The sequence below is a fragment of the Agarivorans sp. B2Z047 genome (genome assembly GCF_023373605.1).
Taxonomy (GTDB): Bacteria; Pseudomonadota; Gammaproteobacteria; order Enterobacterales; family Celerinatantimonadaceae; genus Agarivorans; species Agarivorans albus.
Map to the genome: position 1 here is coordinate 5,139,199 of NZ_CP088080.1, position 26,494 is coordinate 5,165,692.

27 protein-coding genes and 1 pseudogene are annotated in these 26,494 nt (G+C 40.5%); 20 read left to right on the top strand and 8 right to left on the bottom strand.

Translation table 11 applies throughout. The annotated features are described in order from the left end of the window. The first annotated feature begins 67 nt into the window (after positions 1–67). The gene (locus tag LQZ07_RS23800) at positions 68–745 is read left to right on the top strand and encodes a potassium channel family protein (protein ID WP_152785288.1); all 678 of its coding nucleotides are present in this window, start codon (positions 68–70) and stop codon (positions 743–745) included. Positions 746–805: 60 nt separating this feature from the next. On the opposite strand, the gene LQZ07_RS23805 is transcribed toward LQZ07_RS23800, so the two are convergent. From LQZ07_RS23805 to rph, 3 genes are all read right to left on the bottom strand, one after another. Beyond that, on the bottom strand, positions 806–1,396 hold the full coding sequence (locus tag LQZ07_RS23805; protein ID WP_152785286.1) for a hypothetical protein: 591 nt from the start codon (positions 1,394–1,396) through the stop codon (positions 806–808). A gap of 181 nt (positions 1,397–1,577) precedes the next feature. Beyond that, a complete protein-coding gene (gene pyrE / locus LQZ07_RS23810; RefSeq protein WP_152785284.1) occupies positions 1,578–2,222 on the bottom strand; it encodes an orotate phosphoribosyltransferase in 645 nt (214 codons plus the stop codon). Between the two features lie 13 nt (positions 2,223–2,235). Then, the gene (gene rph, locus LQZ07_RS23815; RefSeq protein ID WP_152785282.1) at positions 2,236–2,952 is read right to left on the bottom strand and encodes a ribonuclease PH; all 717 of its coding nucleotides are present in this window, start codon (positions 2,950–2,952) and stop codon (positions 2,236–2,238) included. Positions 2,953–3,078: 126 nt separating this feature from the next. Between rph and LQZ07_RS23820 the strand changes: the two genes are divergently transcribed. The 14 genes from LQZ07_RS23820 to LQZ07_RS23885 all read left to right on the top strand — a co-directional run bounded on the left by LQZ07_RS23820 (position 3,079) and on the right by LQZ07_RS23885 (position 14,861). Continuing rightward, positions 3,079–3,939, top strand: coding sequence for a YicC/YloC family endoribonuclease (locus tag LQZ07_RS23820; RefSeq protein ID WP_152785280.1), 861 nt, complete (start codon positions 3,079–3,081; stop codon positions 3,937–3,939). Between the two features lie 168 nt (positions 3,940–4,107). Beyond that, the gene (locus LQZ07_RS23825) at positions 4,108–5,322 is read left to right on the top strand and encodes a site-specific integrase (RefSeq protein ID WP_152785278.1); all 1,215 of its coding nucleotides are present in this window, start codon (positions 4,108–4,110) and stop codon (positions 5,320–5,322) included. A 4-nt stretch (positions 5,323–5,326) separates the two neighbouring features. Beyond that, positions 5,327–6,076 carry a DUF6387 family protein gene (locus LQZ07_RS23830; RefSeq protein ID WP_152785276.1) on the top strand — a complete coding sequence of 250 codons (750 nt, stop codon included), beginning with the start codon at positions 5,327–5,329 and terminating at the stop codon, positions 6,074–6,076. Between the two features lie 107 nt (positions 6,077–6,183). After that, positions 6,184–6,477 carry an AlpA family phage regulatory protein gene (locus LQZ07_RS23835; protein ID WP_152785274.1) on the top strand — a complete coding sequence of 98 codons (294 nt, stop codon included), beginning with the start codon at positions 6,184–6,186 and terminating at the stop codon, positions 6,475–6,477. Continuing rightward, positions 6,474–6,728: a hypothetical protein gene (locus LQZ07_RS23840; RefSeq protein ID WP_152785272.1), complete on the top strand. Its 255-nt coding sequence runs from the start codon at positions 6,474–6,476 to the stop codon at positions 6,726–6,728. The genes LQZ07_RS23835 and LQZ07_RS23840 overlap by 4 nt, the downstream gene beginning before the upstream one ends. Before the next feature lie 16 nt (positions 6,729–6,744). Further along, positions 6,745–7,146, top strand: coding sequence for a hypothetical protein (locus LQZ07_RS23845; RefSeq protein ID WP_152785270.1), 402 nt, complete (start codon positions 6,745–6,747; stop codon positions 7,144–7,146). Positions 7,147–7,395: 249 nt separating this feature from the next. Beyond that, positions 7,396–7,587 (top strand): hypothetical protein, encoded by a 192-nt coding sequence (locus LQZ07_RS23850; protein ID WP_152785268.1) that lies wholly within the window; start codon positions 7,396–7,398, stop codon positions 7,585–7,587. A gap of 6 nt (positions 7,588–7,593) precedes the next feature. Continuing rightward, positions 7,594–8,211, top strand: coding sequence for a tyrosine-type recombinase/integrase (locus LQZ07_RS23855; protein WP_152785266.1), 618 nt, complete (start codon positions 7,594–7,596; stop codon positions 8,209–8,211). 108 nt (positions 8,212–8,319) lie between these two features. Continuing rightward, positions 8,320–8,988 (top strand): hypothetical protein, encoded by a 669-nt coding sequence (locus LQZ07_RS23860; RefSeq protein ID WP_152785264.1) that lies wholly within the window; start codon positions 8,320–8,322, stop codon positions 8,986–8,988. A 103-nt stretch (positions 8,989–9,091) separates the two neighbouring features. Further along, complete coding sequence (locus LQZ07_RS23865; RefSeq protein WP_152785262.1) at positions 9,092–9,520, top strand: hypothetical protein; 429 nt, start codon at positions 9,092–9,094, stop codon at positions 9,518–9,520. 1,082 nt (positions 9,521–10,602) lie between these two features. Next, complete coding sequence (locus LQZ07_RS23870) at positions 10,603–11,502, top strand: S49 family peptidase (RefSeq protein ID WP_152785260.1); 900 nt, start codon at positions 10,603–10,605, stop codon at positions 11,500–11,502. A gap of 168 nt (positions 11,503–11,670) precedes the next feature. Next, the gene (locus tag LQZ07_RS23875; RefSeq protein WP_152785258.1) at positions 11,671–12,138 is read left to right on the top strand and encodes a Panacea domain-containing protein; all 468 of its coding nucleotides are present in this window, start codon (positions 11,671–11,673) and stop codon (positions 12,136–12,138) included. Beyond that, the gene (locus LQZ07_RS23880) at positions 12,135–13,355 is read left to right on the top strand and encodes a RelA/SpoT domain-containing protein (protein WP_249483420.1); all 1,221 of its coding nucleotides are present in this window, start codon (positions 12,135–12,137) and stop codon (positions 13,353–13,355) included. Before LQZ07_RS23875 ends, LQZ07_RS23880 begins: the two co-directional genes overlap by 4 nt. Positions 13,356–13,661: 306 nt before the next feature. Next, a complete protein-coding gene (locus LQZ07_RS23885; protein WP_249483424.1) occupies positions 13,662–14,861 on the top strand; it encodes a site-specific integrase in 1,200 nt (399 codons plus the stop codon). Positions 14,862–14,864: 3 nt separating this feature from the next. Here LQZ07_RS23885 and LQZ07_RS23890 read toward each other — a convergent pair whose 3' ends face one another. Continuing rightward, a complete protein-coding gene (locus LQZ07_RS23890) occupies positions 14,865–15,737 on the bottom strand; it encodes a hypothetical protein (RefSeq protein ID WP_152785256.1) in 873 nt (290 codons plus the stop codon). A 174-nt stretch (positions 15,738–15,911) separates the two neighbouring features. On the opposite strand from LQZ07_RS23890, the gene LQZ07_RS23895 reads away from it, so the two are divergent. From LQZ07_RS23895 to mobF, 5 genes and pseudogenes are all read left to right on the top strand, one after another. Continuing rightward, a complete protein-coding gene (locus LQZ07_RS23895) occupies positions 15,912–16,100 on the top strand; it encodes an AlpA family transcriptional regulator (RefSeq protein WP_152785254.1) in 189 nt (62 codons plus the stop codon). An 11-nt stretch (positions 16,101–16,111) separates the two neighbouring features. Then, positions 16,112–16,474 (top strand): hypothetical protein, encoded by a 363-nt coding sequence (locus LQZ07_RS23900; protein WP_152785252.1) that lies wholly within the window; start codon positions 16,112–16,114, stop codon positions 16,472–16,474. A gap of 151 nt (positions 16,475–16,625) precedes the next feature. Then, positions 16,626–16,928 (top strand): hypothetical protein, encoded by a 303-nt coding sequence (locus LQZ07_RS23905; protein ID WP_152785250.1) that lies wholly within the window; start codon positions 16,626–16,628, stop codon positions 16,926–16,928. Between the two features lie 497 nt (positions 16,929–17,425). Continuing rightward, positions 17,426–18,663 (top strand): annotated as a pseudogene (locus tag LQZ07_RS23910) (type IV secretion system DNA-binding domain-containing protein). Continuing rightward, positions 18,650–21,205 (top strand): MobF family relaxase, encoded by a 2,556-nt coding sequence (mobF, locus tag LQZ07_RS23915; RefSeq protein ID WP_152785248.1) that lies wholly within the window; start codon positions 18,650–18,652, stop codon positions 21,203–21,205. The pseudogene LQZ07_RS23910 and the gene mobF overlap by 14 nt, the downstream one beginning before the upstream one ends. Positions 21,206–21,304: 99 nt before the next feature. Here the strand turns inward: mobF and LQZ07_RS23920 are convergent, their stop codons facing one another. Genes LQZ07_RS23920 through LQZ07_RS23935 form a run of 4 tightly spaced genes read right to left on the bottom strand, consistent with a single transcriptional unit; the run spans position 21,305 to position 26,320 of the window. Beyond that, on the bottom strand, positions 21,305–22,270 hold the full coding sequence (locus LQZ07_RS23920) for a hypothetical protein (protein WP_152785246.1): 966 nt from the start codon (positions 22,268–22,270) through the stop codon (positions 21,305–21,307). Between the two features lie 5 nt (positions 22,271–22,275). After that, entirely contained in the window at positions 22,276–23,409 is a 1,134-nt protein-coding gene (locus tag LQZ07_RS23925) for a DUF3696 domain-containing protein (protein ID WP_152785245.1), read from the bottom strand. Beyond that, complete coding sequence (locus LQZ07_RS23930) at positions 23,406–25,025, bottom strand: DUF262 domain-containing protein (protein WP_152785243.1); 1,620 nt, start codon at positions 25,023–25,025, stop codon at positions 23,406–23,408. The genes LQZ07_RS23925 and LQZ07_RS23930 overlap by 4 nt, the downstream gene beginning before the upstream one ends. A gap of 14 nt (positions 25,026–25,039) precedes the next feature. Beyond that, entirely contained in the window at positions 25,040–26,320 is a 1,281-nt protein-coding gene (locus LQZ07_RS23935) for a DNA cytosine methyltransferase (protein ID WP_152785241.1), read from the bottom strand. Positions 26,321–26,494: the final 174 nt, after the last annotated feature.

The window sequence follows — 26,494 nt, forward strand, 5'->3', positions numbered from 1 at the left end:
AATTGTTAAGCAGTTCGTCAGCAAATTTGCTAAATTATTAACTAAACCATTGATATAGGTTAGCTACATGAAAAAGCTCATGGATTGGAGCGAAAAGAACAACTTCTACTTTCTTACCATTGCTTTGGTGGGTTATATCTTTCTCGCCGCTTGCTTAGATCAATTCTGGCAAGGAGACGGTTTTAGGTTTTTACAAATAGCCATGGTACTGGTGCTAGCCGCTGGAGTGTGGCAGGCCAAAGGCAAACGCTTATGGTATGTAACGGGCATCGGCTTCTTATTCACCACCTCGGTACTGGCTTTTTTTAGTTATTGGTTTGAAGCAGAAGGTTTAGTGAGTTTATACCTCACCATTGTGTTCTGTTATTTGGTATTAACTACCTGGACAGCTTTGAAACAGGTGCTATTTACCGGCCACATAGATAGCAATAAAATTGTTGGCGCAATCTGTATCTTTTTGTTGATAGGCCTAGGCTGGGCGCATTTATATACCATTTTAAACTTTTGGTTAAACGACGCATTTAACGGGGTGCCTAAAGAGCATTGGAGCACCCAAATGACCGACTTCATCTACTTTAGCTTTGTTACGCTAACCACCCTGGGATACGGCGAAATCACCCCTAATACGCCTATCTCCCGCTTTTTCACTTTTAGTGAAGCAGTGTTTGGCCAGTTCTACATGGCAATATTGGTAGCAAGCTTAGTCGGCGCAAGAATGTCGGAGCGCGAGAGCGAACGAGATTAGCAAAACCAAGGCTGCTTAGGCAGAGACTAAACAGCCTTTAAGCAGCCAATAAGTCAGTGGCTAGTTTTGTTTGGAGGCTATCATCATCGCAACAACACGCAGCGATAATGCCACCAGCATAAGAACGCTAGGCCCGCTTACCCCCTGCGCTTTAAGCAAAGTGGTATTATTTTGAATCACCATGGTATTGCTGGTATTTGCAGCAGTAGACGCGCTTTTAGCCAAACTTTCTAAAGAGCTTAACAGCTGTTCATAAGAGCTAACCTCACCGGCTAACATATCCATCAACTCATAAGCTTTTTTGTCTTTAAACGGAGATTTAACCGACTCATCCTTAAGCTGTTTTGCAATCTTCTTCATCGCGCTGTTCACAGCCTCTTCTAAGCCATTCATATTAGCCAATTTGCTATTAGTTGATTGCTTAGCACTAAAACGATGCTGCGGTGCAGCCTGTTTTTGTTGAGCGTTGCCAAAGTGCTGCACATTACTTTTAGAGGTTTTAATGGTTTTACTTAAATGCGCTAATTTATCGGCAACCGCTTTCACTTTTTGCTCCCATTGAGCGTCGGTGTTGCGGTTTTTTATCGCGGTTAAAGCGTTCGACACGAGGATAGAGATTTGAGTTTTGGTGGCATTTAGTTCAACAGACATGAGACTTCCTTAGTTCTCTGAATTACATGCAAATATCCTAATTAGTGGGGGTATTAAGCCCCAAGCCACGCTACTCTATCTTTTAAAAATAAAACCATCAATACACTAATGACAATTAACGCATTTTAGGTACAAAAAAGGCGACTTAACAAAGCCGCCTTAGGTTTAGGTATTATAAATGCTAAGCAATACCGTATTGCTCGCGATAAGCGCTCACTGCCTCTAGTGCAGTTTGATTATCGCCTTGTTCTTCTAAGTAGGTAATTAAATCAGCCAACTTAACAATCGAAATAACCGTAGCGCTGTAATCGCGTTCAACTTCTTGAATTGCCGACAGCTCGCCTTTACCTTTCTCTTGGCGATCTAAGGCAATAAGCACACCGGCTAACTCAGCGTTATGGGCATTAATAATGTCCATTGATTCACGAATCGCTGTGCCCGCAGTAATTACGTCGTCCACCAACATTACTTTGCCTGCTAACTCAGAGCCAACCAAGCTGCCGCCTTCGCCATGAGTTTTAGCTTCTTTGCGATTAAAGCAGTAAGGCACGTCTTTACCGTGGTGCTCATCTAAAGCTACAACTGTTGTGGTTGCGATAGGAATACCTTTATACGCTGGGCCAAATACCAAGTCATAATCAATATTTGAGTCTTGTAGCGCTGCAGCGTAAAACTTGCCTAAACGGTTTAAATCTCGGCCTGTGTTAAACAAACCAGCATTAAAGAAGTACGGGCTAGTTCGGCCAGACTTTAAGGTAAATTCGCCAAACTTTAATACGCCTTTGGCTAAAGCAAATTCAATAAACTCACGTTGATAAGCTTTCATTTTTCTCTCTCAATTACTTAGCTAGAGCTTCGCGCTGGGCAATGTTAATTTGGCTAATACCCTCTTTAGCAAAGGCCAGCATTTCTAATAATTCTTCGTGGCTAAACGGTGCACCCTCTGCTGTGCCTTGCACTTCAATCATGTTGCCGTCTTCACACATAACAACATTCATGTCGGTTTCGGCTACGCTGTCTTCGGTGTATTCAAGGTCACACACTACTTTGCCATCAACCACACCTACCGATACTGCAGCAATAAGCTGCTTAAGAGGGCTAACTTTTAGTTTCTTCTGCTCCATCATCCACCAAATGGCATCTTGCAAGGCTACGCAAGCACCAGTAATAGCCGCAGTACGCGTGCCACCGTCGGCTTGAATAACATCACAATCCACTACAATGGTGTATTCGCCAAGCGCTTCTAAATCAACTGCAGCACGTAGTGAGCGACCAATTAAACGTTGGATTTCTTGAGTACGACCACTTTGCTTACCACGAGCAGCTTCGCGGCCCATGCGGCTATGGGTAGAGCGCGGCAACATGCCATATTCAGCGGTAATCCAACCTTGGCCTTTACCTTTTAAGAAACGTGGCACACCGTCATCTACCGAGGCATTACATAGCACTTTAGTATCGCCAAACTCGACCAAAACAGAACCCTCGGCGTGCGCCGTGTAGTTTCGAGTAATAGTAATTGGACGCATTTGTTCAACAGCTCTTCCGTTCGGACGCATGGTAATAACCCTGTAATTTAAAATTCGCGGCTATTATATAGGCTTTTATCGCACTTGGTCACGCCTAGACTGACTAAGCGCCCAATAGCCGCTATAATCGAGCAAATTTATTAAGGGCATTCAACTATGATCCACAGCATGACAGGCTACGCACGCCACCAACTTAAAGGCGATTGGGGCAGTGCAACATGGGAAATTCGCAGCGTAAACCAACGTTACCTAGAAACTTACTGGCGCATGCCAGAACAGTTTCGCTCCCTAGAGCCAGTGCTGCGTGACAAAATCCGCAAGGCCCTACAGCGCGGTAAAGTTGAATGTAATCTGCGCTTCGAGGCCGACCAAGCCAACCGTGGCGAACTGCAGTTAAATAAAACCCTTGCCGAACAACTTATTCAAAATGCCGAATGGGTACAGCAGCAAGCGGGCGGGCAAATTAACCCAGTAGACATACTGCGCTGGCCTGGCGTAATGGAAACTCCAGAGCAAGACGCCGACGCCATTAGCAAAGAGCTACTCGCAGGCTGGCAAGAAGCGCTAACGGCGTTTATAGAAAGCCGTGCCAGCGAAGGGGCAAATACCGCAGTAATGATTACCACCCGCCTTGATAAAATTACCGAGCAAGTGGCCTTTGTACGCGAGCAAATGCCAGCAGTGATGCAATGGCAGCGCGAGCGCTTAAAAACCCGCCTAGCCAATGTGATTGAAGAGCTAGACCCGCAGCGCATCGAGCAAGAAATGATTATGGTAGCGCAGAAAATTGATGTGGCTGAAGAGTTAGATCGCCTAGATTCACACGTAAGCGAAACGCAAAAAATCCTTAAAAAAGGCGGCGCCTGCGGCCGACGCTTAGATTTTATGATGCAAGAGTTCAACCGTGAAGCAAACACTCTAGCGTCTAAATCGATTAACGCCGAGATTACTCAAGCAGCTGTAGAGCTTAAGGTGTTAATCGAGCAGATGAGAGAACAGATCCAAAACCTAGAATAAAGTTCTCATTTGTTCTCATTGTTTAAAAATATCATTAAAAGCATCCACTTAGGATGCTTTTTTGTTTCCATACGTTTGCATTTATCCTCATAAGTTGCCATATTTGTGGTGGGCATAACGGTGGGATTAAAAATACTTCCGTTACATGTATGGTGGGCAGAGGAAGCTATGACAACAATTACTGCAAAGAAAATTCAATCTTTAGCGAAAAGTTCACCAAAGCGGCACCCCATCGGGGGCGGGCTTTATTTTGTAGTGAGAAACAATGCAACCCCATATTGGATGCTACGCTATACAGCAGCCGGAAAACGCAAAGAATTAACCCTAGGACAATACCCTTACCTCTCTCTTGCAGATGCAAATGCAGAAGCAGCAATAAAGAAAAGAGAAATTAAGTCTGGTACCGATCCACTTTTGGTTAGGAAAAGAATTAAAGAACAGTCGATTAAGGTTGTAGATGACTTATTTAATGACTGGTTTGAAACAGACCTATCTAAGCGCCTCAAATACCCCAAAATTCCTAAAAGGGTTTACACCAAAGACATACAACCCTCGATTGGCAATATTCCTCTTGATCAAGTAAACGCAAGAGATGTGAGGGCGATTATTCAGCGCATTGCAACAGAAAGACCAAGCATTGCCAATGACTCTCTGATATATATGAAACAGCTATTTCGTCACGGGATTAAACTCGACTTAATTGCTCACAATCCAGCGAGTGCTTTTACTGTATCTGATGCAGGAGGAGTCGAGCTTAGCAAAGACAGAGCCTTAAGCTTGGAAGAGTTAGAAAAGGCATTTTCATTATTTAGGAAGCATAGCGCTAGCTTTACGAGAGATAATTACCTTGCTTGTGCACTACTTGTAACACTTGGATTAAGAAAAAGTGAACTTTGCTGCGCTAAGTGGAGTGAATTTGAGCTCGATAAGTCACTTTGGCACCTTCCTGAGGGGCGGAGTAAAACAGGCGCACCAATAACTATACCCATACCTCCACAAGCCAAAGATTGGCTAGATGAACTAAAGATAAGAGCTTGTGGTTCAGATTACCTATTTCCTCCTAGAAGAATCTCGAAAAAGCCTCACATGGGCAACGATACTCTCAATCGAGCTATCAGCAAAATGTTTGGTCGAGAGCCTGGTAGGCAAAAACCATCACCTAATTTAATGGGCGACATGCTTCATTTTACCCCTCATGACTTAAGACGAACTTTTAGAACACTGGCTGCTCAACAAGGAGTTCCTGGACACGTGGCAGAGCGATGCTTAAACCACAAACTAAAAGGTGTAGAAGGAATTTACGATCGGCACGATTATATTGATGAGCGAAGAGAGGCCCACCTCAAAGTTGCAGATCTTGTTTCCCCAATTATAAATAAGTAAACAGATGCCTAAGATAAAATACAAAAGTCAGCTACCTTCCTGGTATACCGAAAGTCGTTATTTATCAATTAAAACAAAGGCGTCGAATCGACAGATAGAAGAGGAACTAACGGCTAGAAGAATTGTTCATCTTCAGCTCAGCGAAGGGAAACTGAATACACTAGAGCAAGCAGAGCTATTCCAAGTACGTGTCTTACAACCAGAGCAGCAATTGACGCCTAACGCATGCAACCAAAGTGTTGAGGAACTAAATATAAGCCACATTCTTGATATAGCCTCTCAAATACATATCAAGTTTCCAACTTTAATTCCCTCTGTATGTGCGCGAAAGTTTGCTAGTGAACATATTGATTTTGCGTTTTCACCATTACACAAAAGAACCGAGCTTGGTTTCCAGTTAGGCACAAGTGAAGTGTTTGCAGGAGTGAACTTGGCAAATTCAACCGACAAAGAATTAACGGAGGGGTTTCAAAAGTGGTTATCTAAAATTCGTAAAGAAACCGGCATAAAGCAGCCTAAGAAATTCAGAATCAACGAAAAGCTGGAGCTTATTTTTTCATGTGCTGTTTTTGAGTATCTAGATCTTACCTTATGGGCTCAATCACAAAAAACGACTATTTCAAACAGATTGCTTGCTACCGTAATTAAGCCTGGGAAGTTCACCGAAAAAGAGATTTCAGACAAAGTCAGAAAACATGCTTTAGAAGTAATATCATTCGAATTCTCTGAACGACTTTGGAATAACATCCAGTAAAGACCAGAGTTTAATCCGCAACTTTCAAGCCATAGAAGATAAGGACAAACTTAATACAATACGAGCCATGATATTCCTGAACTTATAAACACAAGTGATGGAATACCATGCTGAATGAATACACGAAACCTACTTTAGAGCAGCGCCAAGTTTTACTCGACTCTCTTGGAGAATCGGACCGATTTGTTCGAGAGGCAGAACGTAAAAATATAACCAGTCTTTCAAGATCTCAAACTTGGGCATTAGAGCGTAAAAATAAACACCCTAAAAGAGTAAGACTAGGAACCAAATCAGTAGCTTGGTTATTATCAGATTTACTGTGGTTTATTTATCAGCCTACATTGCCTGCAATACAATTATCTCGTAACACCTCACCAAAACACTCAGAGGCTAAAAAATGAAACGCCTCTATAGAAATGGCTTAGAGCTACCAGTCGACGATGCGCATATATACCAAAGGCGCGGCACTGTTTTAGCTTACAAAGGTTTAGAGCCTTTGCACTTTACGGTACTCAAATGCCGAGATGGCAAAGCAGTGCGCACCTATTTTGGAGCAGCTAGAGCAGACAGTCTCAGTGATTTTGAAACCATTATGGATTACGGAGACAAAATTTCATTAGTTACTGCTTGGTTAGGGCAATCAACTTCATAGCCTGTATAGGCAACTTATGACGAGAAAAAGCAAAAGTAGAAGCGCCCATAAGCGCTACATCAGCATTCCCCATTGTGTAGTCGATTCAGCTAGCTTTGCTGAAATACACGGCAATGCGCTTAAGCTGCTTACTCTCCTGGTTCGGCAATGGAATGGCTATAACAATGGAAACTTAACCTGTACTTGGGAGCAAATGAAGCCATATTTTGGAGGGCAAGACACTATGAGGAATGCACTTAAAGCACTCATAAAACATCGCCTTGTTGAAATAACAGGCACTGGAACAAGCCAACGATTAGGCGGATTGCCGCCAATCCTTTATGCCATAACTTGGGAAGCGATTGACGAATATAGGGGAAAAGGCGTTATGACAGTTAAACCAACAAAAGCACCAATTAGAAACGACTGGAATAGATAAAGTGAATCAACTTACCCATACCAGAAACGGGTTTAAACCGGCAGGGGTTAATACCAAGAACTGGTACAAACAAAGAGTAAGTCTGCTACTACAAACACCAATTAATGGTACGGGGAAAATTTAGTAAAGCTCATATATTCATATAGTTACGACAAATAATCGATGAGCATACCTATCAGCGGTTTATACCCATTTCTGGTGTGCTTTATATAAGCCATACCAACGACTTAAGCGAGGCGTGTTCTCACGATGAAAACTACATCAATAAACCAAAATGATTTAGACATCATTGAAACCAAAGCCACTCAAATTATTGCAATCTCACACTTAGCATTAGGAGAGCATGTGGGTGATTTACATACAGAGGATCTAACGCAGGTATTTCGATTATTCAGTGAAATTGGAGAAGATATTTTAGTCAAAGTAACAGGCGGAGAGTAGATCACAATGTCGAGAGTTCACTCAGCAAGAAATAGGGATGAATTTAAGATTATCTTAGCTGCATTGGAGCGGAATCATGGCAAAAAGGCAAGATGGCTAGCTGAACTTACCGCGCTTTGGGCTTTAAGGATAAGTGACCTGTTAGCAATCGAAACACAACAGATCGATGCTTCATTTAATACCGGTGAATTTTCAATTATCGAAAGCAAAACTCAAAAGCTTAAGGTAATCACTTTAACACCTCACGCCATTAAATTATTAAGCGAAATGAGAGAAAGCGCCCCTAATGCCGTTTATCTATTTGAAAGCCGTTATGGAGGAAAGCGAAAACCACTCAGTAGAAAAACAGCTTGGCGGTGGATGTGCCAGGTAGAGCCGGACGTAATTAAATGGCGACGCTCCTGTGGCCGCTTGGGTGGCGTAAACCTAGGCACGCATTCGCTACGAAAATCAGGCTCACGATTACGCCAACAAGCAGGTGTAACACTCGAAGAACTACAACAGTTGCTGAATCACAGCAAACCCGAAACGACCATTAATTACTTAGACAACAATGAGCAGGATCTAGTCGACACCTATGTGGCAGGAGACAGAGCCTTATTCGATACCGAAAACACCAATTGAGACAGTTTATAAGTTGCGTCCCAAATACGACTTAACCCATTGATTTATATGAATCCAAAATCGTGGGTTTTGATGAACAAAATAACGAATAGATAGAAGGAGTTACAAATGCGTATAAATAGAGATTCAACAATCGCGAATCTACCAGCAGTCATAGCCAGGGATAAAATGGTGTCTGTAAGGAATTATCATAATGGCTTTACTGTAGCCTGCTATGCAAAGCGATTTTCAATATCAAAGAAAGAAGCACAAGAACAAATACAAGCTTTTGAATCAGAGGGTTATTTAGAACAACGATTAGGCAAATGGCAAAGAACAATGAAGGGGTCAGCGTTGGCACAAGCCACCGCAGCAAAACCTTATAAACGCTGTACTGCTGATCGACACTTCAAGGCCTTTTTAGATAGAGTTATTGATATCAATAATGACGATGACTACTTGTGCCAAGTAAGCCAAGTTGCTTTGTTTGGGAGCTATCTAACAACTAAAGGCCCCGTGGGCGACATCGACCTCTTTGTTTGGACAGAAATAAAGCCAAAGTTTCTAGCTGATTTTGCCAAGATTAAAGAAAGCAGAGCCGAAAGAATGATCGATAGCGGCCGCTCTTTTAAAAGTCATGGTGAATTAGCTTACTGGCCATACTTAGATGCCACTAAGTACTTAAAGAACAAATCGAAACTAATTCAAATTCAGGGATCTAACTTCGGGTTTGAGCGATTCGAACACAAGTTGGTTTACACATTAGGGGACACTAAACCACCTCAGCAAATTTATTGATAAATCTAAAATCAAAATGTAAAGTCATGAAACTTATGTTTCGTGGCTAAAATTAGCTAATCGCAACAACACCTTATCGCTTGAAAATCATTAAGGAAATCGTTTGCAGTCTAGGATTCCGTTGCCAACAGACAACATATATAAGTTCTATGCGTTATTTGGTTTGCTTCTACTTATCAGCGGTATGACGCTGTTTTTAATAAACTATTCTGGAGTTCAACAACGAGCATCTGATCGCTTTCTAGAATTAAGTGTATTGGAAGAGCTCAAGGAACCGTCCGTAGGGCAATTAGCAAAGATAGAATTGTTAACTATTCAAGCGAAAGTCGATAAATCAAACAATGCTTGGTACTCTAAGTTTATCGGAGCCTTTATCGGCATTTCCATCACTCTCATTGTTTTTGGCTTTTGGAAATGGCATACCATTATACAGCCAAGGCAAGATAAGCTACTAGACAAACAGATTGAGAAATTAGAGCTCGAAATTGCAGCTCTACAAAAGCCATCACGCAAAATGCTTACAAGAAATTAATCATCGAGTACTAGAAGGAACTGTTGTGGACTGGGAAGTTGTAAGCGGCATAACGGGCATAATCAGCGCTGCCTGTGCCCTCATTAGCTTAATCTATTTTAGCTTTAATACAGCAAAATCAAATAACGACATAGACACTCCAATTCTTAGTCAACATCTTATCTTTTCATTTCTGCTGGCAAGTTCCGGGTGGGCGTTATGCTGTACCTGCTACATGTGGATAGCTGAACCCTATGGGCGTCACCCACTGCCATACGAATACTTGCAAATGCTTGGCATTATCTTGGCATTACCCTCAGTTATTATTTTTCTTTTCGGCTTAAAGCGCCTTAACAAACACGTAACATAAAGCGTTTTGAATTCATGTTTTACCAGATAAAACCAAGGAATTTGGCGACAAAAATACGGCTTACAAGCAAAAAAACCGAAAAAAGGCCCTAAAATTTGCAGTTTTTTGTAATAAAAAGGGCAGAATCTAGTGCTTTTTTAGAAAAATTTTGAACTTTCTACTCACACAATGGCGTTACCTTAGCGCTCTAGATAGTCGATGCCGCTTCGGGTGTACATGACGAAATATACAAGCAAGAAGCTAGGCTATACAAGGCTTTGAAAGAGAATTAATTAAATTGTAAAAGTAGGGGGGAGGGGGAAATCTCTGCGGCCTTTAGGCTAAGTACCGTAGCTATAGAGATATTTTTACGTGTGATTAATTAAAACTTTTTTCTGAACCAATTTTTTAACATGCTATCTTATTTAAGTAGCTAACGTGTGGGTAAGCTCCAATAACTCAGCTTATTTGATGGTTAAAATCGACATATTGATAATATTGATGCTAAACTTGCTTTAAGTTTAGAGGGGAAGGTACATGAGTAAGACTCAAAGCAGTAACCAGGTAGTATTGATGACTCAAAACGAGATTAATAATGCTTACCTTGAAATCACTAAGAATTCCAATCCTAATCACTCAACATACACAAACAATAGTAGACCCTTTGAAAAGGTGTCTATGTTAAAAGATACAGAGACAACCTACTCTTTTTCTGCAAGCCAATAACCTGAAATAGAATAAAGGAATTCGCCTAATGCCTAGTTGGAATGAAGTCCTTTTAGAGCTTCAAAGCTCTAACAGAAAAGATGCATTGGACGACGTTCGCAGAAAATATTTGCTTGAACTAAGCGCACACCGTAATAGAAATGTCATAGCTTATTATTCAGGATGGTTGCAAAAGCCAGGTTTGTCTGTATCTAGTATCAATGATGATGACAAAAATGGTTTCATGGCTTCTATCCATAATCTAGATCGCTCGAAAGGGTTAGATATACTGTTGCACTCACCAGGCGGTGATATGGCAGCAACAGAATCGATAATTGATTATTTACATAGAATGTTTGATGGCGATATCGTTGCATTTGTACCTCAAATAGCAATGTCTCGCGGGACTATGATGGCTTGTTCATGCAAGGAAATATATATGGGCAAGCAATCAAACATAGGTCCTATCGACCCGCAATTCGGCGGCATTCCAGCACACGGTGTAATCAAAGAGTTTGAGACAGCAATTGATCGGGTAAAGGCAGACCCTGGAAGCATTCCAATTTGGCAAACCATTATAGGAAAGTACCACCCTACCTTCATTGGAGAGTGCCAGAATGCAATAAAAATGGCTGATGAAATGGTAGCAAGAAGCCTTGTCAATGTAATGTTTAGGGGCGATTCTGAAGCAGAAGCTAAGGCACAAGATATCGTCAGTTTTCTGAATGAGCATGAAGCTTCAAAAACACACGCTCGTCATATAAATATTGATGAAGCAAAAAACTGCGGGCTGAGTATATCTGATCTAGAAGAAGATCCGACCTTACAAGATCTAGTTTTAACTGTACACCATTGCTTTATGCACACATTTGCTAATTCAAATGCAGCTAAAATAATTGAAAACCATGAAGGCAATGCAGTTGTGATGATGGGCCCCTCCTCCTCTTAACATCTAAAAGAAACACTTTAGACTTTATAAGCCATTACTTTTGGGCTCACTGCATAAGTTGTATAATTGTTGCATAGAGTTAACTATCTTTAGTTAGAACCTTGTATTACACTAAATCTATTTATTATTTCAGCTTAAAAATAGTCGTAGAGAATCGGGGATACAAAAATGAAAGCGTACCATACCTATAGCGCAGTTGACGTGGCTTTGAGCTTGCTCAAACATGCGACAAAGCAAGGTAAATGCTTCACAAATCTGCAACTACAAAAGCTCACATACGTTTGTCACGGGTTGTCACTAGCTCATTTTCAAAGACCACTTATTACCGACGACGTATTTGCTTGGAAATTTGGTCCTGTTGTTCCTTCAGTGTACTTTCGCTTTAAGTGTTACGGGGCAAAACCCATCACTGAGCGCCTGGATATATCGCTAGACCCTGAAAGCGAGTCAATACTAGAAGATGTTGTTGCAAAGCTTGGCCACCTAACAGGACCTCAGTTAGTAGAGCTAACCCATAGAGAAGGCAGCCCTTGGAAAAAAGTTTGGGATGGGACTCATCAGAAAATCATTCCAGATAACTTGATACAAGGCCACTATACTCAGATAAAAAATTCTGGTCACACTAGCAGCTTGTGAGCCGAGAACACAAAAGTGTCGTCAGTTTCGAGATTGACGACACTCCCTCCGCAATTGAATCCTCAAAAGATTTCCTTGAAGACTACCCTTTTAACTTTCAAGAGTTTCTAGCTAAGGCTAGTGATGAAAGTACAGCAAAAGACTTTTCCTATAGCAATAATTCAGTCAAAAAAGCAGGACGCCGTCTACGTAAAAAAGAAGGCGATTTAAAGTCAGCAACCAGCACAATTCAAACTTTCAGAGCCGCACATGAAAAGCCACTTAACACTATTGCTTATTTGATCGGGAGGTGCTGTAGAGAGATAGGCGTTTCAGTCACCCCAGTAAAACGTCTTAAACGTCTAGAAACTATAGTAAATAAGCTACAAAGAAAATCATTGGATGGAATAACCGACAATCAAACATGCGTAACAAACATGAATGATATTGGCGGTTGTAGAGCTATTTTCCCCGACATTAGTTCCTTAAGAAAAGTTCGAGAAAAACTAACAGCAACAATTGAAAATGAAGCAAAAACAAAAATAAAAATAAAAAACGTACATGACTATATTGCTGAACCTAAGCCCAATGATTGCGGCTACAGAAGTGTTCATATCATATACCGATACGAGCATAGTAGCGGAAAAGCATTTAATATCGAAGCCCAGCTAAGAACCAAAATGCAGCATATTTGGGCTACAACAGTAGAGATTATTGACATTCTGGAAAGAACCAACATTAAAACACATTCGCACAGTCCTGATAATGAAAAAACTTCGAAACAGGTAAAATGGGAAGAGTTACTATCCATAATGAGTCAGTATATTGCGAGTGAAGAACGAGCGGTTACTTTATCACCAGAAGAACTTATTTATTTTGCATCGCGCCTGCAAGATCTAAATAATGATATAAATGCACTTAGCCGTTTAAGGTCATTTAACATGATGTCTGAAAGCGTACCAAACTTAGACTCCAAAACGACTAGGCATGTGCTTCTTGTTATTAATGAAAGTAAGCTAGAAACAATGGTCATACAAGAACTCGAAAACCATAATCAAGCAATATCAATATACAACGAAATAGAAAATGCTATTTCAAACGTAGAAGGTCTAAATACACTTTTAGTGTCCACCAAAAACATGGCTCAATTGGCAGATGCTTATCCTAATTATGTTGGTGATTGCTTATCTTTCATTAAGTTATTAGAGAAAGCGATGCAGCAACCAGCTTCATGTTAAGGAAAGCAACATGGTGGGCACATTGGTGGGCAAGAAATAACAATCAAACGAACAGAACCGTTAAGATATTGTTATATAGAGATTTAATATTGATAACCAATAAACAGATCCAAAACATTGAATAGGAACTCATCAAAAATCAGATGTATTCGTAAGCATTCAAAAACAATCACTTAAAAGCATGCGTGTACTCAGGTGTAATCAAAAAACATCATCTAAAATCTGACAAATGGTGACAGGATGGTGACAAAAATTTAATCTCAATGCTATGATTAGAAAACTTGTCACCATTCCTGGAGAGCTCTAGTGAAAGACAATCAGCTTATTAGATTGATGATTGAAGGCACCCCTGCAAGGCATTGTATATCTGACGGCTTGTACTTTCGTGTGGTGCGCCCAAACTCAGCCTGTTGGACTATTCGCTACACCCTGAATAAAAAAAGAAAAGAGTTCAAAATAGCGAAATATGGCACACCTCCATCTGGAATTAAACTTGGTGACGCTCTAAAGAAAGCAATCATCCTACAAGAAGATATAGCTCAAGGAATTGACCCTCAGCTAAGCAAGTCCCGCCCTAAAAGAATAGAATTTGATACTGTCGACCAGCTTGCCGGAGACTGGCTCTCTGTAAAAAAGAAGAGACTCAAGAATCCCCAAATACCGGAAAGAGTCTATCGTAAAGATATATCACCCTTCATTGGTCAAATGCCTGTGGACAAAGTTGAACCAAGAGACATAGCGCAAATTATAAGATCTATCTGTAACGATGGTAGGCCATCGATTTCCAACGATGCTTTAAGCTACTTAAATCAACTATTCAATCACGCAATAAAAATGGGGTTAGTCAAATATAACCCTGCGTCAGCGTTTGATATTCATGATGCGGGTGGTGAAGAAAAGCCGAGAAGGCGAGCGTTATCAATCAATGAGATCGAGTATCTATTTAAAGCGGTGAAATCGCATAACGATATTTTCGTTCGCGAAAATTACTTATCGCTTTGCTTGCTTCTACTTCTTGGAGTTAGAAAGGGAGAATTAATCGCAACGAAATGGGAGGAGTTCGATTTTGACACAAAGTTGTGGCATCTCCCAGAAAGTAGAACAAAAAACTCGAATCCAATTACAGTTCCTATCCCTCCAGTTGCTTGGGATATTTTTGAAGAGCTAAGAGTAAGAGCTGCTGATAGCGAATATGTGTTCCCCAAACGGAGAGCATCGAAAAGGTTTGGCCACATTTCGCCGGACACTTTAAATGCAGCTCTGAACAAATTACTAGAACATGAAGAAGTTGATATTGAACACTTTACGGTTCATGACCTGAGGAGAACATTTAGGACTCTGCTAGCGAGCTGCAAAATCCCTTCACACATTGCAGAAAGGTGCTTAAATCACAAGTTCCCTAGAGTAGAGGGAACTTATGATACGTATGACTATCTGGCGGAAAGAAGAGAAGCGTATGAACAGCTCTCACTAAAGCTATTCCCTTTACTACTGTTAAATCAGTAAGCCTTATAAAGCAAAAGCTTGCAGCTCAGGAAAGACTTCGCCTGCAACTTTTAGTGTGTTTTTTCTAGCCAAATCAAATACATTGATATTAGATCCGAACAGTGTTCTATCAAACCAGAGCTTCCTGTCTATCCCATAACGCCTTTCAAAATATAGTATGCCTGCCTCGGCACCTTTTTCATAATCGTGAATTGCAATCGAAGCTAACCGAGCTGCATCAACACCAGGGACATTGGAGTATACATGCGGAATGACTTTCAGGAACCTGGCTTCTACATAACCCGCAATTATGTGTAAAAACAATGAAGCCTCATTATCTTTAGTCCATTTTTGATCCAGTTCGATATCGGGTAGAAACCTGCACAAAATATCAAAAATTCTATAAGGCTCCCGATTAATTTCCGATCGAATATCATTCCATGTTAATTCCAGCTCAACAAACTCAACACTGTCTATGCTATCGCCAGCATTAGGAACAATGAACGTTTTTTTAGAATAACCAGTTTCTCTTGCAAATTGAGCTAAATTAAGCTCAAACTGTTCCAATGCATCTACTGCACTATTGGATTGAAGAACAGACATTAGACCATAAGGGCCGTTTTTAAATACACCTTCTATCTCTGGAAATAGAGCTTCTATAAGATTAACGGTGTATGGGTGTATTTGCTCCCTTTCAGCAGAAGTACTCAGTTTCCCTTCCTCGCTATACGTCGGTATAACCTCTCCCGATAAATATTTCTTCCATATTGCTTTATCACAAAAAGAGTCTAAGACAGCATCAAAAACATAATCTCCACCGGGAAGTGAACCACACTTCTTATACCTCTCCACAAGAACATTTGTGATTTTTTCTTCACGTTCCTTGCTTGTATCCATAAAGCTTTCTAGCGTTTCAAGCTCAAGTACTTTATGAGCCCAAAAGATCGTTCGCAGCCTGCCCATCGCTTACCACAAATTAAATAAAAAGTCAATTTAGTGCATTTGTGTGAGCACTACCAATACCAAACAATATCATATGACGTAATCCACAACCTTTACGGAGTTCTATATATGAAAAATAAAATATCCCCCTTGTTACTGCGCAGGCAACAAGTTTGTCAGGCCCTAAACATCAGTCCAGCTACATTGGATCGATTGAGAAACAATCCTAAAGCGGGTTTCCCAAATGGAATATATACAGGAAACAAAATACTAGGATGGAAAGTAAAAGACATTCACAACTGGCTAGATAGCCAATAAGGAAAAGATAGATGAAAAAATTAACTGAAGTCCAAAAAGAGCTAAAGCATACAACTGAAAGAATGTTCGAAGATTCGATCACTAGGTACAAGGCATATATTGCGTTCTTAATGATAGGAAAATTCCACGGTCTTTCCCCTATAAAAGTAGCAAACGACTTTGGTACAAAGGAGACCCTTAAAATACTAGATAGGGCTGATGGGATTCAAAGCGCAAACAATGAACTTGAAGGAAAGAACCCAAATTACGCTCGAGTAATTTCAGGAACAAAAGCTAACTTAGCAAGAAATATAACAACGCCTACTCATATCAAATGGGTTGTCTTTTGCTGGGTTTTACTGCAAATGGAAAGACTCAGACCTGAACGCCGCTAGTTCTGCTTTTTCGATACAACTAAATTAGAGTTAATGCCAATAGAAACAAAGGCTTGGCATGTGTGACCCTCTGAATACATTGTCTAGATTTTCCGCAAAAAAACCTAACAAATTCAGAGTGTTTACATTGAATACACCATAAGGAAAAAAAATGACGCATTCGAAGAAAAAACCGAACACAGAAAAGACAATAACTTTACGTGTTACGAGACATCAATATAACCGAGTTTCCCAAGCAGCGGAAGATAAAAATATGAATAACTCGGCTTTCATTAGATCAATTGTCGACGACAAACTTAACCAACAAGACACAAACGAGAAAATAGATTCCCTCGAGCGGCGATTAGAAAAACGAATTTTCAAAATGGTTTCTGCAATAGCCGGGTTAGATGAAAACCAACGCTTACAAGCTAAAAAGAAATACCTTTCAAACCTAGCTCCAAAGGGAAAGTAATGCACTCAGTAACTCGCACAAATACCGCTCTAATTACCTTCGTCTCGAGCATAATGCTTTCGATTCCTGTTGCTTGTATTTCGATAAGTACCTACTGGGCTGTATCAACCAATCAAAGTTTTGTGACGTTAGTTTCTTTGTCATTGGATTGGCTATCAAGCTTAAACAGCTACGCGGCACCCATAGCATCACTTGATTTATGGCAAAGCATTTTTCAGTTAGAAAGCACTGGGGTCATCATTCAGTACGTGTTAACTCCATTCGTATTATCGTTTTCAGTGTCGCTACTGTTTGTACTGTTTTGCATCAAAAGTCGAGAAGCTGCAAAACAGTTGACTCATGTGAGTGGCCCCAAGTTTTACTTGGGGAAAAAAGCCATCAAACATGCTCGAACCATGCACAAGAAAGATCTCAGGCTAAGCAGCATTACCTCTCCTGGTATCAATGTTCATCCAAAAATTAAAATCTCTCTAGCGAGAGAGCAAAACAACTTCCTCATACTTGGAACGACTGGGTCTGGCAAATCAACTGTATTCAAACCTCTTGTTAAGCAAGCAATTGAACGCGGTGACAATGCAGTTATCTACGATGAAAAAGGTGAATATACCGAAAGCTTTTATCGCAAAAAAACAAGCGTCTTGATAGCTCCATGGGATGAGCGGGGGGCAAAGTGGAATATCTCTCACGATATCAAAGCAAGCAAGATGCAGAGCTATTCGCACAATGTCTTATTCCCAACTCTGCGAACGTAGATCCACTATGGGATCAGGGAGCAAGAATCATCCTCGTTAGTATGTTGATGAAATTAATCAATAAACAAAGTCGCACATGGGGGTGGACTGATCTGTACAAGCAACTTACCTTCACCCCAGAAGTAGCACGTTCCATATTTGTAGAGCATTACCCTTTGGCGAACAGCTTACTTGAGCCGCATTCGAAAACGACTCAAAGCTTCTATGTTCACATAATGAGCAAACTCAGCTGGATTGAAGATCTAGCAAAAGCGTGGCCTAAAGAGGTAAAAGTAGAATTTAGTCTTAGTCAGTGGGTAAAGACAGATACCACGAAGAATATCGTCATCATTCAAGCAGATAGTCAGTACCAAAGCCTTGGAGAACCTTTATGTAATGCCATTATTTCATTTATGACCAAGCACTACCTAAGTGGAAGCTACTCATCGAAAAGAAGAACATGGTTATTCATTGACGAGTTTGCCAACCTTCCTCGAAATCCGAGTATTTCAAAATGGTTAGAGCTTGCGCGAGCTAACGGAGCACGAACTGTTCTTTGTACACAATCTATTTCACAGCTCCATGACATTTACGGAAAAGATGAAACAAGCACTATTTTGAACCTGCTGTCTAATGTTATCGCCTTTCGAATGGGAGCTGCGGGGCAAGACGCTGAAGAAACAGCAAACATATTCGGCCAATACGAAGCAGAAATTCCTAACTACGAACACCGCAGGCGCATCGGAACAAGGGTTGAGCGGCCACTTGTTAGAAAATCAGATCTTATTCATTTGAGTCAGCCAACGCAGCAAGGTGTTGAAGGTTACATGCAAATACCCGGGTGGAGATCAGTTTACAAGCTTAGGTGGCCATTGTTTAAAGGCATAAAAAGTGCTCCAAAAAAAATCCCAGCAAAGTGGTTAACTAGTATCAACTCGAAACCTCTGACAACTCACCAGACAAATAGACTGAACAAAAGGAATTCAAGCCATGATGTCAATTAGTCCCGTTAACAACATCGCCTATTACGCCGATTTAGCAAAAGAAGACTATTACTCTGGCCACGGCGAGCCTAAAGGCATCTGGTATGGTCTTGGTTCTAAGATATTTGGATTACAGAATAAAACCATTGGGGATAACGACTACAACATGCTAATGGCTGGGTTTTCTCCCTCTGGTGAAGCCTTGGTTCAAAACGCTGGGAAAGATAATCGTCGGGCTGCATGGGACTGTACACTTAGCGCCCCCAAAAGTGTCAGCCTTGCGTGGGCTAGTTCATCACATAAGAGAAGACAAAGCATAGAGAAAGCTATAGATGTCGCTGTACAAAAAACAATTCGATTTATGGAACAACAAGTGGCTTTGACTCGCAGAGGGAACACATCTTCGCAATATGAACGAACTGCTGGCCTAATCTTCGCCTGTTTTAATCACTGCACAAACAGAAATGAAGAGCCTCAGCTGCATACTCATATGCTAGCTCTGAATGCAGCTCCACGCATGGATGATACTTGGGGTTCACTAGCCTCTGAAAGCCTTTACCATTGGAAGATGGCGTGTGGAGCAATTTATAGGGCTGAGCTCGCTTACCAAATGCGAGAACTTGGGTTTGGCATTGAACCCGATGGAGACTCCTTTCACCTCAAAGGCGTGTCAAAGAAAGCATGTGATGCCTTCTCTAGCCGTGCTCAGGAGATTGACTATGAGCTAAAAAAAGCAGGGATACAAAGTAGCTCAAGTAAGCAAGGCGCATCGTTCAAAATTCTCACCAGAAAGGCGAAAAGAAATGTCGTGCGAGGCCAACTTTTGGAGAGCTGGAAAGGTGAACTTGGAAAGTATGGACTATCAGAGTCTTACATTGAGCGCTTAACTAATGACGAAAAAGAATTACCACCTTCTCGGCTAGAGCTCGAATCCATCTTGTCGGGGCTCAGTAACAATAAAGCGGTTTTCACTGAACAAGATCTTTACAGAGTTGTCGCTGTAGAAGCATCACACAACGGCTGCAATGCTGCACAAGCAGAAAATCTAACACGCTTAGCAAAACAGAGTGAGGATCTAATGCCTTTGCAGGCTAAAAACGCATTCTCCCGTCAGTTCACCACTCAGGATGTTCTAACTTGTGAACAACTTATGGTTAATGATGCTAAAACATTGGCGAAGCGAGTTTCACACAAAATTGAATTGACGGAAGTCAGTGAGGCGATCCACCTAGCCGAGAATCGGCTTGGGTTTTGTTTCGATGAAGAACAAAAAGAAGCCATCCAATACACTTTATGCTCAGGTAATCTCTCTATCACTCAAGGTAGTGCTGGGGCAGGCAAAACAACGTTGATGCTTGCTGCAAAGATTGCATATGAAAAGAGAAGTATGAAAATCAGGGGGGCGTGCATTGCCAAAAAGGCGGCTGACAACCTAACGCATGAAACAGGCATTCAATCGCAAACCATTGCTTCACTGGTTTCATCTATCAACGGTGATAAGCATCCACTTAGCGGCGTTGATATACTTGTAGTTGATGAAGCGGGACTTATCCCAAGCACCGATCTACAGCAACTGCTACACGAAGCAAGAGTATCTAATTGCAAAATCATTCTCACAGGAGAGGACAAACAGCTTGATGCCATCAATCGCGGTGGTGCCCTACGCTTTCTTTCTCGACCGGAAGTTCTCGGTACCCAAAGGATTGAAACAATCCGTCGCCAGCGCCAAGATTGGGCAAAACAAGTAGTCGTAAATCTGCGAGATAAACGCTCACAACAAGCTCTAGTAACGCTTAATGACCATAATTGCGTGCATTGGGCTGAGACTAACGAAGATGCTATTCAGCAGCTGGTAAGCGATTGGGAAAAGTATCAAATGACTCACCCTGAAAAGCAATCCTTGGTAATAGCTCGCGAATGGAAAGACGTTAAAAAGCTAAGTAAAGCAATTCGCGAGATTTACATTCGTGAAGGCAAAGTGGGAACGGAAAATGTCGAACTAACTTGCAGTGTTGCTGACAAGCAGTTTAAGTATGAATATTCCGTGGGTGATAGGGTTAAGTTTTGCCGTAATGAGTATCGACGCTTTCAAGTTTCAAACGGAACTTTAGGCACCATTAAGGAAATCTCGCAATTAAGTGATAGTGATACAAAGCTCTCAATTGAACTCGATGATAAACGTATCGTGTCCTTTAGAGCGTCAGAATATAGTGACCAAATAGGCTTAAACCTCTGTCATGCTTACGCTTTAACCGTTTTCAGCTCTCAGGGTACGACTATAGACGGTAATACATTCACTTTGTATTCAGGCCGAATGAGACAACGAGAGACTTATGTCGCTCTGAGCCGTCATAAAGATGAATCTCATATCTATGTCAATGAAGCCGAAATCAATGAACACCTTATCGAGCTTGAGGATAAAAGCATCTCATCTGAAATTTTGAGGAGAAACGCTTTGGAAAACTTACTGAGAAAAGACAATCATACGTCTTTGGCAATAGAACTCTTTTACAATCAAGAAGATGGTCATGAATCAAAATCATTAACTTATATAGAGCAATAAACCATACCAAATTCACGCTATTGGGTGCTGTTGTACAAATAATGACTTAAAGTTAGTGATGCTACATAACACCTATTTATCTCAAACACTGCTTCACTGTTATCTCTTTGTGATTTTTGGGCCCATGTAACATATGGCCATCTGCTTTTTAGTCGACTCAAGCGGAAATTCAAAGTGAACTCTAAAGTATCGATATGATATCTTCGCGTGCCAAGAGCAAAATATTTCTTTCTCTGTATCCCTAGGATCTTTGAAAGTCATATTTTTCTTGTGAGAGGCTTTATTTTGAGCTGATTCATCCGTGATCATTGCCCCATCACCTAAGAAATACTGTTCTAAAAGTTGATGTGTTTCCTCAGTATACTCCCCGTTGGTATCACGACTATCAACAACACGATTCAAGATATGCATACAAAATAAGATATGCTTACAAATTACATGGCTAAAAGGGTGTGGGATGAGCTGTTCTTCAAGCTCCTCACTCAAACAAAGGCTGGAGCATGACTCAGTGATTAGATCCAACATTTCTCGCCAAGTTCTCGGTGCAACTCTTTGCTCTTCTACACTTTTTACTAATTCATCTAAGAGCCAATAATTATCAATTTCATGTGTTAGTACTTGTAAATTTTCATCAATTTGATTGATAACTAAAGGAGTAAGAGACATATCAAACACAGGGGTCTCTAAGCTATATAGAGCGGCATAATTACCATGAATTTTTTGCCTTGCTGCTTCTCCAACAGCATAGTCGGTGACAACTGTATCAAAGAGCTCAAAGTCATCATTATCTATTTGCTCTCTAATAGCATCAATGAATGGCCCCTTCTTATCCAGCCACCCTAAAACTTGTCGCGTTAAATCTTTATTGCCTTCAGCATTAACAGCATCTCTAAAAGTGTAGTCACCTGAAACCTTCAAATTTGGTAAGTGCCTTGAACAATACAAGCTACTATTAATTCTGGAGTTGCTCTGTCTAAGTTTTAGTAATAGTTTAAGATGCTCAATAAATGCACTGCAAGTCTCATATTGTCCCGTAAACGAAACTTCGTTAATAAACCATGCCATATTTATTACCAACCAGAAAGCTCAGCTAAATCCTTTTCTGCCTGATCAAAGAACCCTTCAGGCCATTCACTAACTTGACCATTACTATCAATCAGCGGTGAAATTACATGTTCACTTCTTGAATTGAAAAAATGCATACCCACTTGACTGCTTGAAATAAGCGAGCGAGAAACTGCCAAACGTAAACCATTAATCACATGGTCGCTATGAGTTTCTATAATTACTTGCACTCCAGAACTACTTATCATTGCCAGAAACTCCCCCATTTTCGATTGACCTTGAGGGTGTAAATGAGCTTCAGGGCTATCGATTACTAGAATATCTCCCGGTCTAGCAAGTAAAGCCGAAACGACAATAGGGAACACATAAGACAACCCATAACCAATGTTGGTGGGGTTTCTCCATTCACTAGTAGAATTATGTCGGAATAAGAGCCTAACAAAATTACTATTTTCTATTAACTGCGTATCTGCTTCCGCTCCTTGCAGGATGTCACCAAACCACGCATTAAATTGCCTACGGAAACTATCCGCCATTTCACTTGGATGCCTTTTGCTTGAACATACCTCATTATCTTTCGATATATCAAACAACCAAGGAGCAAATTCGCCTTTTTCCCCTACATTAAACTCACAATTGTCATGTGATGTGGGGAATAGCGAATCCAGATCTTGGCGTCCCGTACTCAAATATACAATATTCTTTATTGAATCAAATATTGAGGAACGAGATCCCATCACTTGGGAAAAAAGAACTGATGTACTATTACACTCAAAAACACCCTGGCTACTCGACAAGGTAAGATTATCAATATCAACCGTACGGTCAGCATTTCTTTTACTGAAATCTAGCGACAAAGAAATTTCTTCGTTTTCGCTCTCGATAGAAACCTTAGCTAACTTAGTACTTGATTCTTCATATAAAACATCGCCGGGGCTTCCCAATCGTACTAATGGGCCGTTTAAACTAATTTTATCATCTTGTCTGGTCTTTTGGATATTTTGAGCAAGAAGCAAAATAGACTGTATAGTAGATGTCTTACCGGAAGCATTAAATCCAGTCAGAGCAGTAAGGTTTGTAAGTGGTAGAGCCAGCCGTTTGAAGCATTTAAAGTTTGTCAGGTCTATTTTATTGATCATTTAAATTCCTCCAAACAAGTCATTACTTTTGAGAATCTCATATGTACTTTTCGAGTACTATTCGTTCCTATAGATATAGAATCTAGGAACTCTTCATTTGCTAATAATCCTTCAAGTTTACTTTTCAAAGCTATTGAATCTACTAAATCTAGCTCCACCGTCGAAAGAGCAAAGCTAAATACATCAAACAACGCTATATTAATAACAGATCGTGAACTAAATGGCATAGCACCAAATAAAGACTTTCTGAAGGAGTGGCTAGAAAATAGTTGATAATTATTTTCTAACGCTAATACAAACTTATTTTCAAGACTATCTAGTTCAGAGTCCCCAAGATGATTTAAAGTCTTTAACGCTCTAGCCAAAAAGTCATCCATATCACCTCGATAAGCACGATACTCAAATAGCGAGAAAGCTAAGAACCTATTAATCACTTCTCTATCTCTCATCGTCTTAGGGTCAAAACTACCACCCGTAACTTTCTTAAAAATTTCTAATTCGGAGAGTTTTTTTACAAAGCGAGTACCTTTCCCGTTATATAAGCAGTTTCTCATTTGCTGCCTAGTTAATGGGCTCCCCCCATTGACACGATCAAATATGTCTAGTTTCGCACGTTCGGGAGCTTTTTCATCCAAAATATAAAAGATGAGTTGAGTATCTTCTATTCTCTCTTGGAGCTTAATTGGTAGCTCACTAAACTTTAGGCTATTAATAGCGAAACCACGTAACGGAAACTCGTCATTAAGAAAACGGAACAATGTTGTGAGCCGTTGTAAGCCATCAACTACAACAATTCTACCTTCTTCATCTTCTGCAACATAGAACACCGGTAATGGTATTTTCATCAAACAAGATTCGATTAACTTAGATTGCATTGAAGAAGTCCATACAAAATCCCGCTGAAAATCAGGATCTAGCTTAAATCTATTTTTGCGGATTCTATCAACTACATTTTCTACAGTTCTTTGCTCGGTACGAATCAGAACGGTATTTAAAGGGTATTCCTTGCCCCAGCCAAAGCTATGAAGCATCTCTTCACTTTCAGCTTCATATCCTTCAAGTTCCCCCTCTTCAGACTCAATTAATGACAGTAATTCGCTTGCATGACGAGCTAAATCAAGCCTAAACCTTGGATACAAGGTATTAATTGCATTGACCAGAGAAGCTGTATCTTGTTTGTCTTCACCTTTAACATATTGAATTGCATTGTTTCTTGAACTTTGAAGGCCAATTACTGGGTATTGACTAAACTCTCTAAAAAGTTGAGGCGTAACTTCCAAAAAGTGTGTAGAACCAAGGCTTGCAGGAAAAATACTCACCAAGTCTATATTGACTGTTGCCTCTGATTTAAAGCTAACTCTCCCATCAATCGAACTGATTCTACCAAGGGCTCTTATGCCTTTTTGCCAACTCGTAGGTATACCTTTACTATTATCGGAACCTAAATATATAAAGCAGTAAACACTTCCGGATATGAGCTTATCAACTATAGCTTGTTCAACTTGATGGCAACGGAACTTTAAAGGTAAGGTTTCTGACAGTTCACCCTTGTAAGTGTCCAGAGCCCTAATATCATCAACACTATCCTTACCTAATCTAATAACAACAAAATCCATATAACCCTCTACGTTTAAGCTGCTTCTCTGCCTTTCGCCATAGTAACTAGGGCTTCGTTCAATGGACCGAACAGGCTCCGATTTTGACTTTTTACTCTGCGAAGTATTCCTTCAGCCGCATTAGCACTAATGAAATATTTTTGGTCTACGTTCGATTTTTCAATAACATCTATTAGCTTTGAAGGAATGATATCACGTGGAAATTCCGTTGCTTTAAAGTCTAAACATTTACCTTCAAATGCTATTCCACCAGACATCCACTTTAACTTCTGCTCATCGCCATTTGGGTCTAGAACTAAATTCAAGTAGTCTTGTTCTCTAAATTTTTGTACTACCTGACCATGACTTTTAAGCAAATTTTCTATCAGACTTTCACTTGAAACTGGCTTCTTGGAATCCATAATCTCTTGCTTCAAACGCTTGGCTATCCACTCAACGACTGGAACAGATACTGCGTTCCCTAGAGCGTGGTATCTATCTGTATCAGAATCACTGCCTGACTTGCTATTGATTGAAGTCCAATCTTTAGGAAAACCTTGAATGCCTTCACACTCTGATGGCGTAAGCCTTCTTACCGCATCAGGGTAAGACACATAAGTTCTGCTCCAATCGGTCCCAGTATGTCTGCCCGATGTTGCAGCCAGACAGTAAGCTATCTGCGCTACCTTGGCTCCACTTTTTTGACATTCGCTGACATCCAAAAATGCTTGCCTCAAGCCCTTTGGCTTTTGTCCAATTTCTTCTTCGAACAATGTCGAGAACGCCTTGATAGGGTTTCCTCTAAAAGCACAAATAAAAACTCGCGGTCTTGATTGAGGTGCTCCAAAAAAGCGACTATTGACGACTCGCCAAGCAACCGCATATCCGATACTGGTGAGTTTTTCTAGAATAATTCGAAAGTCTTGACCATTATGTGAACTTAGTAAACCAGCCACATTCTCAATAATTAAAGCTTCAGGCTTATGCGATGCTATTAGATCAAAGAACGGATAAAATAAACCGGAGTTGCTTCCACGTAGGCCATCTCGCCCTTTAGAACCTCGAGCAACAGAAAGATCTTGGCAAGGGAATCCACCACACCAAATCGTTGCTTCAGGGATATCAGATGAGCTCAAACTAGATATATCTCCATGTAAAGGAACATCTGGCCATCGCTCTTGAAGAACACTTTGACAGAATGTATTGATTTCACACTGAAAACTAGGCTTAAACCCTTGATTTTCAAAGGCCAAGTCAAACCCACCAATACCTGCAAAAAAAGAGTTGAAATTTAAACTAGTGAGCTGTCTTGCCATTTAGAGTAACCGAAAGTCTTAAATTTATGATTTAGTCGATCGATTATTATACTTTGCTAGGAAAAGAATAGAAACTATCTCAAACTGATAAAAATCTTCAAAGTGAGATAACAACACTGGTGACAAGAATGGTGGCAGAAAATTAAAAAAATACAAATAAAGGCTATAAAATCA